Genomic DNA, 14671 nt, shown 5'->3' on the forward strand with positions numbered 1-14671 from the left:
TCATTTTGGAAAACCCAGAAATTCGTACATTATTAGACGAAATGACACAAAAAATTACTAGCTTCAGGAGGTCTCTTTGACTTAGACCAGTTAGAAGAAGACATTGCCGAGGCGGAAAATCAGATGGGAGAACCTGGTTTTTGGGACAACACAGAAACGGCTCAAAAGCTAATTAACGAAACCAATAGTTTGAAAGAAAAATATCAACAATTTCATCAGCTCTCTGAGGAACTTGACGAATTAACGGTGATGTTTGAATTACAACAAGAAGAATATGATGCAGAGATTCAAGAAGAATTGGAAGAAAGAATTCATCTCTTGCAAGAACGTTTAACAACGTATGAGCTATCCTTACTACTAAATGAGCCATATGATCATAATAACGCCCTAATTGAATTACACCCTGGTGCCGGTGGTACTGAATCACAAGATTGGGGAAGTATGCTTTTACGAATGTACACACGTTGGGCAGAAAGTCACGGTTTCCAAGTTGAAACGTTGGATTACCAAGCTGGAGATGAAGCAGGGATTAAAAGTGTCACCTTATTAATCAAAGGTTACAATGCTTATGGTTACCTAAAATCTGAAAAAGGTGTCCATCGTCTTGTGCGGATTTCGCCCTTTGATTCCGCTAAACGCCGTCATACTTCGTTTTGTTCAGTTGATGTAATGCCTGAATTAGACGACACAATAGAAATTGCGATCAATCCAGATGACTTAAAAATTGATACCTATCGAGCAAGTGGTGCTGGTGGTCAGCATATTAATAAAACAGAATCGGCTGTTCGAATCACACATATTCCAACAGGTACCGTTGTCGCAAGCCAAGCACAACGTTCTCAATTAAAAAACCGTGAGCAAGCAATGAGTATGTTAAAAGCCAAATTATATCAATTGGAAATGGAAAAGAAAGCCCAAGAAGCAGCAAGTTTACGTGGTGAACAAATGGAAATTGGCTGGGGCTCACAAATCCGTTCTTACGTGTTCCATCCGTATTCAATGGTCAAAGACCATCGGACAAATTACGAAACCGGCAATGTACAAGCTGTGATGGATGGAGACCTTGATGGTTTCATTGATGCCTACTTAAAACAGCGCTTAAGTTAAGCTCTTCATTAAATTGAAATAAAAATGTAACTTAATGCAAGAAGTTTGCAATATTGACATGTTATAATGAGTAGGATTGAAGAAAAAAGAGATGGAGAGAACGCCATGATTGAAATGAAAGATGTAATGAAGAAATATTCGAATGGTACAACAGCGATTCGAAATATTTCAGTAGAGATTGACCAAGGCGAGTTCGTCTATGTGGTTGGTCCCTCAGGTGCAGGGAAATCAACCTTTATTAGATTAATGTATCGTGAAGAAAAAGCAACAAAAGGTAATTTGACAGTTGCAGGTCATGATTTAATGAAAATAAAAAATAAAGAAGTTCCTTATTTACGTCGTGAAATCGGCATCGTTTTCCAAGACTATAAACTATTACCAAAGAAAACTGTGTATGAGAACGTGGCCTATGCGATGCAAGTTATCGGACGACGTCCTCGCGAAATCAAAAAACGCGTGATGGAAGTTTTAGATTTAGTCGGTCTAAAACATAAGGTACGTGTTTTTCCAAGCGAACTTTCTGGTGGGGAACAGCAACGGGTATCCATTGCACGAGCAATCGTAAATACACCGAAAGTTTTAATTGCCGATGAACCAACTGGGAACTTAGATCCAGAGAATTCATGGGAAATCATGAAATTGTTGGACCGGATTAACGCACAAGGAACAACAGTCGTGATGGCAACGCATAATAGTACAATTGTAAATACGATTCGTCACCGTGTTATTGCCATTGAAAATGGTCGCATTATCCGTGACCAAGTGGAAGGAGAATACGGCTACGATGATTAGAACATTCTTTTCTCATTTATTTGAAAGTATCAAAAGTTTAAAACGGAACGGTTGGATGACTGTTGCCTCAGCAAGTGCGGTTACAATTACATTAGTTTTAGTTGGTATTTTTATGGGCGTTATTTTTAATGCAACGAAACTTGCTGATGATGTCGAAAAAAACGTGACAGTGTCAGTTTTTGTCGATATTGGTACAAAACAAAATGAAATGAAAACATTAGAAAAACAACTTAAAGGATTAGACAATGTTGAAGATATTTCTTATTCAAACAAAGATCAACAATTGAAAAAAATCCAAGAACAAATGGGGGATGCCTGGAATCTTTTCGAAGGCGACAGTAACCCATTATACGATGTGTATTATGTCCGTGCAAAAACACCAGAAGACACGAAAGATATTGCGAAACAAGCAGCTAAATTCCCAAGTGTTTTTAAAGCCGATTACGGTGGTGTAAACTCAGACAAAATCTTTAAAATCGCTCAAACCGTTCGAACTTGGGGCTTAGCAGCTGCTGCATTACTTTTATTCGTTGCAGTGTTCTTAATTTCCAATACCATTCGGATTACGATTTTATCTCGTCAAAAAGAAATCCAAATTATGCGTCTTGTAGGAGCGAAAAACAGTTTCATTCGTTGGCCGTTCTTCTTAGAAGGTGCTTGGATTGGGTTGATTGGCGCAATCGTGCCAGTCATTATTATGACGTTAGGCTACCATCAAGTTTATAACATGTTTAACCCGCAGTTATTGCGTTCGAATTATTCATTAATTCGTCCAGAAGATTTTATCTGGAAAGTCAATCTATTAATGATTGCAACAGGAATGATTATTGGATCACTAGGTTCAGTTATTTCAATGCGTCGTTTCTTGAAAATTTAAACGAAAAAAAGCTCTCCAAAATGGAGAGCTTTTTTTGTTTTAGTTTTAAAATACTTGTTATTTAATTTAAGAGTTTTCTCAGTTGTACCAACAAATTGATAACTTATAATTTTCAAGTCCTACATATAATGGTAAAATAGAATAGATTGAAATTAATTGGAGGAATAATGAATCGATGAAAAAAAGATTGCTATTATTTATTGGTTTGGCAAGTATACTTACTTTAACAGGATGTGCAAAATGGATTGATCGTGGTGAATCCATCACAGCGGTAGGCTCATCAGCTTTACAACCATTAGTAGAGACAGCGAGTGAGGAATATCAAAGTCAAAATCCAGGAAGATTTATTAATGTCCAAGGTGGCGGAAGCGGAACAGGTTTGAGTCAAGTCCAATCTGGCGCGGTAGACATTGGTAATTCTGATTTATTTGCAGAAGAGAAAAAGGGCATCAAAGCGGAAGACTTAATTGATCATAAAGTTGCTGTCGTTGGGATTACACCAATCGTTAACAAAAATGTCGGTGTCAAAGATATCTCAATGGAAAATTTAAAGAAAATCTTTTTAGGTGAAGTAACAAACTGGAAAGAACTTGGCGGGAAAGACCAAAAAATTGTTATTTTGAATAGAGCGGCCGGTAGTGGTACGCGCGCTACTTTTGAAAAGTGGGTCTTGGGAGATAAAACAGCCATTCGTGCGCAAGAACAAGATTCCAGCGGCATGGTTCGTTCCATTGTTTCTGATACACCAGGAGCGATTAGTTATACCGCATTTTCATATGTTACTGATGAAGTAGCTACGTTAAGCATTGATGGTGTTCAGCCAACAGATGAAAATGTAATGAACAATAAATGGATTATTTGGTCTTATGAACACATGTACACTCGTAAAAATCCAAGTGATTTAACCAAAGAGTTTTTAGACTTTATGTTGTCAGATGATATCCAAGAACGTGTGATTGGTCAATTAGGGTATATTCCTGTTTCGAAAATGGAAATTGAACGGGATTGGCAAGGAAATGTCATTAAATAATTCTCTTAACACAAAATTTACAAAATTAACATAAAATTTACATGTTATTAAAAACAAATTGATGTAAAAAAGGTACACTATTTTTATCTGTAAAAGTTGGATTGTTTGAGGAGGAAATATTCTTGGAAGATGTACAGAAAAAATTATTAACAAAATCGAAAAGAGCCAAGATGGAGCAACGAGGGAAATTTATTAGTTTCCTATGTATTGCCTTAATTGTAGCAGTGGTTGTTTCAATTTTCTATTTTGTTGCAAGTAAAGGACTTGCTACATTCTTTAAAGATAAGATTAATGTGTTTGATTTCTTATTTGGAACAAACTGGAACCCAAGTGATATCGGCGCAGACGGTAAACCCATGGTTGGGGCTTTACCGATGATTGCGGGTTCCTTTATTGTAACGTTTTTGTCAGCGATTGTTGCGACGCCATTTGCGATTGGAGCGGCTGTTTTTATGACAGAAATTTCACCTAAAAAAGGAGCGAAATTTTTACAACCAGTTATTGAATTACTTGTAGGGATTCCCTCTGTTGTATATGGATTTATTGGTTTATCTGTCATTGTTCCTTTTGTCCGTTCAATCTTTGGCGGAACTGGCTTCGGTATTTTAGCTGGTACGTTTGTGCTATTTGTCATGATTTTACCAACGGTTACTACGATGACCGTAGATGCATTAAAAGCTGTGCCTCGACATTATCGTGAAGCGTCGTTGGCGCTTGGTGCTACGCGTTGGCAAACAATTTATAAAGTTGTCTTGCGGGCAGCTGTGCCTGGTATTTTAACTGCGGTTGTCTTTGGTATGGCTCGTGCGTTTGGTGAAGCCTTAGCAATCCAAATGGTAATCGGAAATGCAGCTGTGATGCCAACTAGTTTGACGACACCAGCTTCGACACTAACAAGTATTTTGACAATGGGGATTGGGAATACAATTATGGGAACAGTAGAAAACAACGTTCTTTGGTCTTTAGCCTTAATTCTATTGTTGATGTCTTTACTATTCAACATTGTTATCCGAATTATCGGTAAGAGAGGAGCCTTAAAATAATGAATGCAAAAAAAGCAGATAAAATCGCAACAGGTATCTTATATGCCGTATCTGGCGTCATTGTTTTAATTTTGGCGGCCTTACTGATTTACATTTTAGCTAGAGGAATTCCACATATTTCGTGGGAATTTTTAACACAACCATCCAGAGCCTATCAAGTTGGTGGCGGGATTGGTATTCAGCTTTTTAACTCACTATATTTACTATTGATTACAATGATTATTAGTATTCCAATTTCATTGGGTGCTGGAATTTACTTATCGGAATATGCGAAAAAGAATTGGTTAACTGATTTAATTCGTACCTCGATTGAAATTTTAAGTTCATTGCCTTCCGTTGTTGTCGGGCTGTTCGGCTTCTTGATTTTCGTTGTACAAATCGGATATGGCTTTTCAATCTTATCAGGTGCGTTAGCATTAACATTTTTTAACTTACCATTATTGACTAGAAATGTTGAGGAATCTTTGAAAGCCATTCATTATACACAGCGTGAAGCGGGGTTAGCCTTAGGTCTTTCACGTTGGGAAACAGTTAAAAAAGTTATTTTGCCAGAAGCGTTACCAGGAATTTTGACAGGTGTTATTTTGAGTTCTGGTCGGATTTTCGGTGAAGCCGCTGCGTTAATTTATACAGCAGGACAAAGCGCACCTGCCTTAGATTTCAGTAATTGGAATCCATTGAGCGTTTCAAGTCCGATTAGTATTTTCCGTCAAGCGGAAACGTTGGCTGTGCATATTTGGAAAATTAATACCGAAGGAACGATGCCAGATGGCGCTGCGGTCTCAGCAGGTGCCTCCGCTGTGTTAATTTTAGTAGTTTTACTTTTCAATTTCGGCGCTCGTTTTATCGGCAACCGTCTTTATAAGAGAATGACATCAGCTTAATGTTAGGGGAATTAGCATGAAAGAATACAATTTAAATGATACCCATTTACTTCAACTAGATAGCCAAAAAGACCCGATTGCGTTACACACGGAAGACTTACATGTCTTTTACGGGGACAATGAAGCTATCAAAGGTGTTGATTTACAATTTGAAAAGAACAAAATAACCGCCTTAATTGGACCTTCTGGTTGCGGTAAATCCACGTATTTACGTTCGCTAAATCGTATGAACGATGGCATTGCCAATTCACGTGTTACTGGAAAAATCATGTATAAAGATGTCGATGTCAATACGAAAGAAGTTGACGTCTACGAAATGAGAAAACGCATTGGCATGGTTTTTCAGCGGCCCAATCCATTTAGTAAATCTATCTATGAAAATATCACATTCGCATTGAAACAGCATGGTGAAAAGGATAAGAAAAAATTAGATGAAATCGTTGAAACAAGTTTGAAGCAAGCCGCACTTTGGGATCAAGTGAAAGATAACTTAAACAAAAGCGCCTTAGCTCTGTCTGGTGGGCAACAACAACGTTTGTGTATCGCTCGGGCAATTGCGATGAAACCAGATATTCTGTTGTTAGATGAACCGGCAAGCGCGTTAGATCCGATTTCAACAGGAACGGTTGAAGAAACGTTAGTGAACTTAAAAGATGATTACACGATCATCATTGTGACACATAACATGCAACAAGCGGCGCGGATTAGTGACTATACAGCTTTCTTCTATATGGGTAAAGTCATTGAATACGACCATACAAGAAAAATCTTTACACGACCAAAAATTCAAGCAACGGAAGACTACGTTTCAGGACATTTTGGTTAGGAGGAGCAAGATGGGCAAAGAAATTATTTCATCAAAAGATTTACATTTATATTACGGGAAAAAAGAAGCATTGAAAGGCATTGATTTAACTTTTAATCAAGGAGAATTAACTGCCATGATTGGTCCTTCTGGTTGCGGGAAGTCAACGTATTTACGTTGCTTGAATCGTATGAATGATTTAATCCCAGACGTAACTATTACTGGAAGTGTCGTCTATAAAGGAAAAGATATTTATGGACCGAAAACAGATAATGTTGAATTACGTAAAGAAATTGGCATGGTTTTCCAACAGCCTAATCCATTTCCATTTTCAGTTTATGAAAATGTGATTTATGGCTTGCGCCTAAAAGGAGTCAAAGACAAGCAAGTCTTAGATGAAGCAGTTGAAACCAGTTTGAAAGCTGCTGCCGTTTGGGAGGATGTCAAAGATAAACTTCACAAAAGTGCACTTTCACTTTCTGGTGGACAACAACAGCGGGTTTGTATCGCTCGTGTGTTAGCTGTGGAACCAGATATTATTTTATTAGATGAACCAACTAGCGCCTTGGACCCAGTTTCTAGTGGTAAAATTGAAAACATGCTGTTAACATTAAAAGAGAAATATACCATGATTATGGTGACACATAATATGTCACAAGCATCACGGATTTCTGATAAAACGGCCTTCTTTTTACAAGGTGATTTAATTGAATTTAATGACACGAAAAAAGTATTTTTAAATCCAAAAGAAAAACAAACAGAAGATTACATTTCTGGTAAATTTGGTTAAAAGGGGGAAAAAGAATGTTACGGACACAATTTGAAGAAGAACTATTGAATCTGCACAATCAATTTTATGAAATGGGTATGATGGTTAGTAGTGCCGTCCATAAATCCGTGAAGGCATATATTAATCATGATAAAAAATTGGCTCAAGAAGTGATTGATCGCGATATTGAAATTAATGATATGGAAGTCAAACTTGAGAAAAAGAGTTTTGAAATGATTGCGTTACAACAACCAGTGACAACAGACTTACGTATGATTATCACTGTTATGAAAGCTAGTTCGGATTTAGAAAGAATGGCGGACCATGCCGTTTCAATTGCTAAATCAACGATTCGCTTAAAAGGAGAAACACGTATTCCTGAAATTGAAAAAGAAATTTCAGATATGTCTGATTATGTGAAAAAAATGGTGGATAATGTTTTAATCGCCTATGTTAAAACGGATCAAAAAGATGCACGAATGATTGCACAAATGGATGATCGTACTAATGAATATTTCGATAGTATTTACAAACATGCCGTAGAAGCAATGAAAGCTAATCCAGAAACGGTCATTAGCGGAACTGATTATCTACATGTGGCACAATACTTGGAAAGAATTGGCGACTATGTCACAAATATTTGTGAGTGGATTGTTTACTTGGCAACTGGTAAAATTACCGAATTGAATAGTAATCGTGACGAACAATTTTAAGAAAAACAAATAAAAAAACTAGGAGACGGCCTTTTTTAGACCAATTCCTAGTTTTTTTAGCGTAAAATGAGCTGATTTTATAAAACTAGTCCTTACTAATGAGAAGAAATCGTTCTTAAGTCCTATGACAAATGATCAAAAACAAGGCATAATAATGCATGTAAGGAAAACACTATTGAGTGAAAAATTTGCTAAGGAGGCAATATCCATGAAAGAAAGAGAACGCGTATTAGAATTAGTGAAAAAAGGTATTCTAACGTCAGAAGAAGCGTTAATTTTATTAGAAAATATGGCAACTGAAAAAGATGAAAAACAAATCGAAAAAGCTGCTGAAAAAGTTGATACACAAAATATTGGAACAACAAATAAAGAAGATCAAGTCGCAGATTTAATGGATGCATTAGAAAAAGGCGAATCAGAAGGACCTACTGTTGATTCGTTTGAAGAAAATACACAGGACAGTGCAGAAAAAGATCGTGAAAACTTAGAAAGAATTCTTGATGAGTTAGCAACAAAAGCCAATCGTGCTTCGGCTGAATTGGACGAAGTCAACGCAGAAATTGCCGGCATTAAAGAAGAAATTAAAGAAGTCGCAGAAGAAATTGGGACATTAGATACAAAAGAAGAATTAGATGCATTAACAGAAGATGAACAAGTTCAACGAAAAGACTTGCACGTTTTACTTGCACAATTAGAAGAAAAATTAGCGACTCAAAGTACTGAAAAAACAGCACTGGAAGAAGAACTAAAAAGCATTCGCAAAGAACAATGGAAAGGTCAATGGAATGATACAAAAGAAAAAGTTTCTTCTCAATTCTCTGAAGAGTGGAAAGATCAAGCCACAGACACCTTTAACCAAGTCGGCGGCAAAGTTGCCGAAGTTGGCGGCCAAGTGGGAGAATTCTTGAAAAAAACATTTAATTCTTTCAGTGACACCATGAATGATAATGTGGAATGGAAAGACATTAAAATGAAAGTTCCTGGTGTGGCAACAACTAAGTTTGAACATGAATTTAACTATCCAAATCCACAAGCAAGTTTAATTGATGTCAAGGTAGCAAATGGTACCGTGGTTTTCAAAACTTGGGATCAAGAAGATGTGAAAGTCGAAGCAAAAATCAAATTATATGGTAAAATGGCAGGAGATTCACCAATGGAAGCTTTCTTAGAACGAAGTGACATTGATGTGGATGATGAAACAATTTCTTTCCAAGTGCCAAACAAACGGGTGAAAGCAGATTTAACGTTCTATTTACCAAAACGCACTTACGATCATGTATCTGTTAAATTATTAAACGGAAATGTCTTAGTAGAAGAGTTAACAGCGAAAGATGTTTACACAAAATCAACGAATGGGACGATTACGTTTAAAAAAATTGATGCAACTATGTTAGAAATTGAAGGCGTGAATGGTGAAATTAAAGTCCTAGAAGGAACAATTTTAGATAACATTATTGAAACAGTCAATGGCGATGTGTCTATTTCCGCGGCACCAGAAAGTCTAAGTGTTTCTCTGATTAATGGAGATATCCGCATTACAGCTAAAGAAAAAACGCTTCGCCGTGTTGAAGCAAGCTCTGCAAATGGGAATATCAAGTTGGCCTTGCCTAATGACTTAGGCGTTGAAGGGCAAGTGAAAACGAATTTAGGTAGTATTAACAGCCGTTTAACAGATATTGAAGTTGTTCGTGAAAAGAAAGATCGCGGCAATCAACAATTACATTTTAGACGTGTACTGGAAGAATCAATGGCTCAAATTAATGCTTCTACAACAACGGGAAGTATTTTCCTAAAAGATACGGATAAATAATTAACAATTTTAAGCTAGAAAGGCTGACGAATCAGCCTTTCTAGTGTAAAATTTAGTAGACGAGGTGAAAACATATGAAAAGAAAACTAACAAAATCTCCGAATAACGTGGTTTTAACAGGAAGCTTAGCTGGGATTGCTGATTGGCTAGGAATTGACCCAACAATTATTCGTGTCGTTTATGTCTTGCTCAGCTTTTTCTCAGCAGGATTTCCAGGCATTCTCTTATACATTGCCTTAGCAGTCTTGATCCCTTCTGGAAGAACAGGAAGCGATCGCGGCTACGGCCATCAAAATCCTTATAATAGAAATGTTCGCAATGAAAATCCTTATGCTGCCAATAAAAAGCAACGTAAAGAAGCGGAAAAAATTGATGATGACGAATGGAGTGACTTTTAATGACATATTTTCAGCGATTGGTTGTTAATACACTGACATTCATTTCTTTATCAGTTGTTTTTCCTGGCATGATTCATGTGAGAGGCATAATGCCTGCAATTATTGCCGCCTTTGTTCTCTCAATCCTAAATATGTTGGTGAAACCAGTCTTAACAATCTTGTCGCTCCCATTTACTTTATTAACGTTTGGTCTATTTAGCTTTGTCGTCAATGCAGCGATTTTACAAATGACCTCGTTTTTTGTGGGGGAAATGAACTTTGGCTTCTCAAGTTTTTGGGCAGCGGTGCTAATGGCTGTAATTATGTCAATTGTCAATACGATCGTTACGGATCACAATTTATCTAAATATGAATAAAAAAGCCTGAAGAACGTAGCATAAAATGCGTCCTTCAGGCTTTTTCGATGGTTAAATTTTCTAGGTGACATTCTGGATGGCGGCTGATATAGCCATATAAAATGTTTAAAAAATCAACTTGTTGCTTCGAGTAATGCTCAATTGTTTTCGGTGGTTTTTTGGGCATGATTTTTTTTGCTAGTTCAAGCGATGAATATTTTTGAAACGTTTGTTTAGTTACAACACGTGTTGCTACCACCAAGCCTTGGTAAATTAAATAGTATTTGATTTTTTTCTGACAAGGTAACCACATCAGTTGCCAATCTCGTTGGTTAGCTTGACTAATTCGTTGATTTTGGTTTGCAAAGCGCGTCAGAAAGAGCCAATCTTCTTTGAGTTTTGCCGCTTTTTCGAAGGCTTGTTTTTCAGCAGCTTCTTGCATTTGTTGAGCAATTCGTTTGATTGGTTCTCGTCCTTGATTATGGAAAAAGTCGAACAATTCTTGTTGAAATAGTTCGGTCGGAATGGCACTCTCTTTTTGAAAGGTTTGATGCCAATAGTTGGTTGGGACGAGATCGTAGATACTATCCAAAATTATTTTTAAACGGTTTAATTTTCGACGAATCGAATAAGGACCAAAACAGTTCTCTTTAGTGGGAATATTTAAGAGTTTAATCTCTAATTGCCGCTCATTAACGGCTACCGATACATAAGAATATTGTTCATAAGCATTCATTTGGCGATTATAGCGCGGCCGGTACTGTTGAATCAGTTGACATTCTAGGAGGAGCGCATCCAATTCTGTGTCAGTATGGAGAACATCGAAGTCTATAATTTGTTTGACTAAACGCATCGTCTTTCGAGAATGTTGATGACTATTAATAAAATAGCTCGACACGCGATTTTTTAATTTTTTGGCTTTACCCACATAAATAATTGTGTCGGTTGCGTCTTTCATTAAATAAACACCCGGTGTTAACGGTAATTGATGGGCTTTTTCCTTTAAATATTCTTTCATAAGTTTCCTCTTTTCTTAAAAGGATCGGCTTCAAGTATACAAAGTTTTCTGAAATAGTCAAGTAACAGAAATAGCATAGGTAATTTCACTGAAAAATAGTTTCATTTTTTTGAAATATGATAATTCTAGGAATTATCTAGTGAATAGCTAGAAACTTGTATTTTTAAATGATAAAATATAACAAGTAGCAGAAAGGACTGACATTCGATATGACAGAAGTGGTAAAGATTTATCAACTGGTAGAAAATCTTTCTTTAGAAGTAGTATACGGAGATGAAGAAAGCTTAAATAGAACAATTAAAACTGGTGAAATTTCCCGGCCAGGTTTAGAATTAACTGGGTACTTTAATTATTATTCCCATGACCGTTTACAATTATTTGGGAGCAAAGAAATTACCTTTGCAGAACGAATGATGCCTGAAGAGCGTTTATTAGTGATGCGCCGTTTATGTGCGAAAGATACTCCAGCCTTTATAGTATCCAGAGGACTAGAAATCCCCGAAGAATTAATTACAGCAGCAAAAGAAAATGGGGTTTCTGTATTACGTTCACCGATTTCAACTTCCCGTTTACTAGGGGAACTATCCAGTTATTTAGATGGCCGTTTAGCTGTTCGGACAAGTGTCCATGGGGTTTTAGTTGATGTTTATGGACTTGGTGTTTTGATTCAAGGAGATAGCGGTATTGGTAAAAGTGAAACAGCTTTAGAGCTTATTAAACGTGGACATCGGCTAATCGCAGACGATCGTGTCGATGTTTATCAGCAAGATGAATTAACCGTGGTTGGAGAGCCACCAAAAATTTTGCAGCATTTAATTGAAATTCGTGGTATCGGGATTATTGACGTCATGAACCTGTTTGGAGCTAGTGCGGTCCGCGGCTTTATGCAAGTTCAATTGGTCGTTTATTTAGAGGCATGGGAAAAAGACAAGAAATATGATCGCCTCGGTAGTGATGATGCAATGGTTGAAATAGCTAACGTTGATGTCCCTCAGATTCGTATTCCTGTTAAGACCGGCCGAAATGTGGCCATTATCATTGAAGTAGCAGCAATGAACTTCCGCGCGAAAACAATGGGCTATGATGCAACAAAAACGTTCGAAGAGCGCTTAACCCGTTTGATTGAAGAAAATTCAGGAGAATAGAAGGAGAAGATGTGATGATGTTAGCTCAAGTAAATTCAATTGCATTTCGCCTTTTCGGTATTCCCGTCTATTGGTATGCAATTATTATTGTTTCAGGGATTGCTTTAGCTGTTTGGCTAAGTAGTCGTGAAGCCGTTCGTGTTGGTTTAAAAGAAGATGATGTCTTTGACTTTATGCTCTGGGGATTACCTGCAGCAATTGTTGGCGCGCGCTTGTATTACGTCGCTTTTCAATGGCAAGATTATGTAGACAATCCGATTGAAATTTTCTTTACTCGAAATGGTGGCTTAGCGATTTATGGTGGTCTTATTGGTGGGGGACTGGCGCTGTTTTTCTTTACGCGTCATCGTTTCATTTCTACATGGACTTTTTTAGATATTGCCGCACCAAGTGTGATTTTAGCGCAAGCAATTGGTCGCTGGGGCAACTTTATGAATCATGAAGCCTATGGGCCAGCGACCACCAGACAATTTTTAGAAAATCTCCATTTACCATCGTTTATCATTGATAACATGAATATCAACGGAACGTATCATCAACCAACATTTTTATATGAATCTGTCTGGAATGTTTTAGGCTTTATCGTTTTAGTGTTATTACGCAAAAAGCCACACTTTTTAAAAGAAGGCGAAGTCTTTTTAGGTTATATAATATGGTATTCTTTCGGCCGTTTCTTCATCGAAGGCTTACGGATGGACAGTTTGTATGCGTTTAGTAACATTCGTGTCTCACAATTGTTGTCTTTAGTGATGTTCGTGGCAGCAATTGTTATTGTGATCGTTCGTAGAAGAAATCCCAATTTGAAATTTTACAATCGGGAGAAACAAAAGAAAAAAATAACAACTTCTTAATCCAACTTGATTGAAGAATATGGTAAACTAAAGAAGTAACGTTGTTTAGCGAAAGGAGAGTTTCACCGATGAAACAAAAAGTCGCTGTTTTAGGTCCAGGTTCCTGGGGGACAGCTTTAGCTCAAGTATTAGCCGAAAATGGACACGAGGTCTGTATTTGGGGAAATAAACCAGAGCAAATCGATGAAATAAATACAAAACACACCAACAAACATTATTTACCAGAATTAATCTTACCTACTTCAATTCAGGCAACCACTGATTTAGCCACTGCTTTAGTAGATGTGGATGCGGTACTGTTTGTGGTACCAACTAAAGCCATTCGTTCAGTAGCACAAGAAGTGGCCCAACATTTAAAAACAAAACCAATTATTATTCATGCAAGTAAAGGGCTCGAACAAGGTACACATAAGCGGATTTCAGAAGTGATAGCGGAAGAGATTCCAGCAGAAAAACGGCAAGGGATTGTGGTTTTATCTGGTCCAAGCCATGCAGAAGAAGTCGCTGTGCATGACATTACAACCATTACAGCAGCAAGCGAAAATTTAGCAGACGCTGTGTATGTGCAAGAGTTGTTTATGAATGATTACTTTAGAATTTATACGAATGATGATGTGATTGGTGTAGAAACAGGGGCGGCCTTAAAAAATATTATTGCTTTGGGCGCCGGAGCGATTCATGGCTTAGGCTTTGGTGATAATGCCAAAGCGGCAATTATGACTCGTGGTTTAGCAGAAATTAGTCGTTTAGGGGTTGCGATGGGAGCAAACCCATTAACATTTATTGGTTTAAGTGGTGTTGGGGATTTAATTGTTACTTGTACAAGTGTCCATTCTCGAAATTGGCGTGCGGGTAATTTATTAGGAAAAGGCCATAAGTTAGATGAAGTCTTAGAAAACATGGGCATGATTGTGGAAGGTGTTTCAACAACTAAAGCAGCCTATGAATTGGCACAACAACTAGAAGTCGAAATGCCAATCACAGAAACAATCTACAATGTCTTGTACAATGACGAAGATGTACAACAAGCAGCAAAAGAAATCATGTTGCGCGATGGCAAAACCGAAAACGAATTTACACTTGATTTTTAGGAG

16 protein-coding genes are annotated in these 14671 nt (G+C 37.3%); 15 read left to right on the forward strand and 1 reads right to left on the reverse strand.

Features of this window, described 5'->3' with window-relative positions; all coding sequences use genetic code 11:
• Positions 1-5: 5 nt before the first annotated feature.
• From prfB to IGK86_RS06715, 12 genes are all read left to right on the forward strand, one after another.
• Positions 6-1107, forward strand: a protein-coding gene (prfB, locus tag IGK86_RS06660; RefSeq protein ID WP_104662261.1) for a peptide chain release factor 2 whose coding sequence is annotated in 2 segments (ribosomal slippage) — positions 6-77 and positions 79-1107 — 1101 coding nt in all. Because the reading frame shifts where the segments join, the coding sequence is not laid out codon by codon here.
• A gap of 105 nt (positions 1108-1212) precedes the next feature.
• Positions 1213-1899: a cell division ATP-binding protein FtsE gene (gene ftsE, locus IGK86_RS06665; protein ID WP_002361935.1), complete on the forward strand. Its 687-nt coding sequence runs from the start codon at positions 1213-1215 to the stop codon at positions 1897-1899.
• Complete coding sequence (ftsX, locus tag IGK86_RS06670) at positions 1892-2776, forward strand: permease-like cell division protein FtsX (RefSeq protein WP_002360154.1); 885 nt, start codon at positions 1892-1894, stop codon at positions 2774-2776. The genes ftsE and ftsX overlap by 8 nt, the downstream gene beginning before the upstream one ends.
• A 175-nt stretch (positions 2777-2951) precedes the next feature.
• Positions 2952-3806, forward strand: coding sequence for a phosphate ABC transporter substrate-binding protein PstS (locus IGK86_RS06675; RefSeq protein WP_002357298.1), 855 nt, complete (start codon positions 2952-2954; stop codon positions 3804-3806).
• A gap of 122 nt (positions 3807-3928) precedes the next feature.
• A complete protein-coding gene (pstC, locus tag IGK86_RS06680) occupies positions 3929-4849 on the forward strand; it encodes a phosphate ABC transporter permease subunit PstC (RefSeq protein ID WP_002357299.1) in 921 nt (306 codons plus the stop codon).
• A complete protein-coding gene (pstA, locus tag IGK86_RS06685; protein WP_002357300.1) occupies positions 4849-5733 on the forward strand; it encodes a phosphate ABC transporter permease PstA in 885 nt (294 codons plus the stop codon). The genes pstC and pstA overlap by 1 nt, the downstream gene beginning before the upstream one ends.
• 16 nt (positions 5734-5749) lie before the next feature.
• Positions 5750-6559 (forward strand): phosphate ABC transporter ATP-binding protein PstB, encoded by an 810-nt coding sequence (pstB, locus tag IGK86_RS06690; RefSeq protein WP_002357302.1) that lies wholly within the window; start codon positions 5750-5752, stop codon positions 6557-6559.
• 10 nt (positions 6560-6569) lie between these two features.
• The gene (gene pstB, locus IGK86_RS06695; RefSeq protein WP_002357303.1) at positions 6570-7328 is read left to right on the forward strand and encodes a phosphate ABC transporter ATP-binding protein PstB; all 759 of its coding nucleotides are present in this window, start codon (positions 6570-6572) and stop codon (positions 7326-7328) included.
• A 14-nt stretch (positions 7329-7342) separates the two neighbouring features.
• On the forward strand, positions 7343-8020 hold the full coding sequence (gene phoU / locus IGK86_RS06700) for a phosphate signaling complex protein PhoU (protein WP_002357304.1): 678 nt from the start codon (positions 7343-7345) through the stop codon (positions 8018-8020).
• A 208-nt stretch (positions 8021-8228) separates the two neighbouring features.
• On the forward strand, positions 8229-9830 hold the full coding sequence (liaX, locus tag IGK86_RS06705; RefSeq protein WP_438742196.1) for a daptomycin-sensing surface protein LiaX: 1602 nt from the start codon (positions 8229-8231) through the stop codon (positions 9828-9830).
• 74 nt (positions 9831-9904) lie between these two features.
• Positions 9905-10228, forward strand: coding sequence for a PspC domain-containing protein (locus IGK86_RS06710; protein WP_002357306.1), 324 nt, complete (start codon positions 9905-9907; stop codon positions 10226-10228).
• Positions 10228-10584, forward strand: a complete 357-nt coding sequence (locus tag IGK86_RS06715; protein WP_002357307.1) for a phage holin family protein — start codon at positions 10228-10230, stop codon at positions 10582-10584. The genes IGK86_RS06710 and IGK86_RS06715 overlap by 1 nt, the downstream gene beginning before the upstream one ends.
• A gap of 34 nt (positions 10585-10618) precedes the next feature.
• Here IGK86_RS06715 and IGK86_RS06720 read toward each other — a convergent pair whose 3' ends face one another.
• Positions 10619-11581 (reverse strand): GIY-YIG nuclease family protein, encoded by a 963-nt coding sequence (locus IGK86_RS06720; protein WP_002374708.1) that lies wholly within the window; start codon positions 11579-11581, stop codon positions 10619-10621.
• 209 nt (positions 11582-11790) lie between these two features.
• On the opposite strand from IGK86_RS06720, the gene hprK reads away from it, so the two are divergent.
• The 3 genes from hprK (at position 11791) to IGK86_RS06735 (ending at position 14668) form a co-directional block, all read left to right on the forward strand.
• Positions 11791-12726 (forward strand): HPr(Ser) kinase/phosphatase, encoded by a 936-nt coding sequence (gene hprK / locus IGK86_RS06725; protein WP_002357309.1) that lies wholly within the window; start codon positions 11791-11793, stop codon positions 12724-12726.
• Between the two features lie 17 nt (positions 12727-12743).
• Positions 12744-13577, forward strand: a complete 834-nt coding sequence (lgt, locus tag IGK86_RS06730) for a prolipoprotein diacylglyceryl transferase (protein WP_016618333.1) — start codon at positions 12744-12746, stop codon at positions 13575-13577.
• Between the two features lie 68 nt (positions 13578-13645).
• Positions 13646-14668: an NAD(P)H-dependent glycerol-3-phosphate dehydrogenase gene (locus IGK86_RS06735; protein ID WP_002357312.1), complete on the forward strand. Its 1023-nt coding sequence runs from the start codon at positions 13646-13648 to the stop codon at positions 14666-14668.
• Positions 14669-14671: the final 3 nt, after the last annotated feature.

The organism is Enterococcus sp. DIV1206 (assembly GCF_051712485.1).
GTDB classification, from domain to species: Bacteria; Bacillota; Bacilli; order Lactobacillales; family Enterococcaceae; genus Enterococcus; species Enterococcus faecalis.

Bases quoted from the DNA above. Each gene is read 5' to 3' on its own strand.
- pstB (WP_002357302.1), top strand. From the start codon at position 5,750: ATGAAAGAATACAATTTAAATGATACCCATTTACTTCAACTAGATAGC.
- liaX (WP_438742196.1), top strand. From the start codon at position 8,229: ATGAAAGAAAGAGAACGCGTATTAGAATTAGTGAAAAAAGGTATTCTA.
- phoU (WP_002357304.1), top strand. From the start codon at position 7,343: ATGTTACGGACACAATTTGAAGAAGAACTATTGAATCTGCACAATCAA.
- ftsE (WP_002361935.1), top strand. From the start codon at position 1,213: ATGATTGAAATGAAAGATGTAATGAAGAAATATTCGAATGGTACAACA.
- pstB (WP_002357303.1), top strand. From the start codon at position 6,570: ATGGGCAAAGAAATTATTTCATCAAAAGATTTACATTTATATTACGGG.
- IGK86_RS06735 (WP_002357312.1), top strand. From the start codon at position 13,646: ATGAAACAAAAAGTCGCTGTTTTAGGTCCAGGTTCCTGGGGGACAGCT.
- IGK86_RS06675 (WP_002357298.1), top strand. From the start codon at position 2,952: ATGAAAAAAAGATTGCTATTATTTATTGGTTTGGCAAGTATACTTACT.
- ftsX (WP_002360154.1), top strand. From the start codon at position 1,892: ATGATTAGAACATTCTTTTCTCATTTATTTGAAAGTATCAAAAGTTTA.
- IGK86_RS06715 (WP_002357307.1), top strand. From the start codon at position 10,228: ATGACATATTTTCAGCGATTGGTTGTTAATACACTGACATTCATTTCT.
- IGK86_RS06720 (WP_002374708.1), bottom strand. From the start codon at position 11,581: ATGAAAGAATATTTAAAGGAAAAAGCCCATCAATTACCGTTAACACCG.
- pstA (WP_002357300.1), top strand. From the start codon at position 4,849: ATGAATGCAAAAAAAGCAGATAAAATCGCAACAGGTATCTTATATGCC.
- hprK (WP_002357309.1), top strand. From the start codon at position 11,791: ATGACAGAAGTGGTAAAGATTTATCAACTGGTAGAAAATCTTTCTTTA.
- IGK86_RS06710 (WP_002357306.1), top strand. From the start codon at position 9,905: ATGAAAAGAAAACTAACAAAATCTCCGAATAACGTGGTTTTAACAGGA.
- lgt (WP_016618333.1), top strand. From the start codon at position 12,744: ATGTTAGCTCAAGTAAATTCAATTGCATTTCGCCTTTTCGGTATTCCC.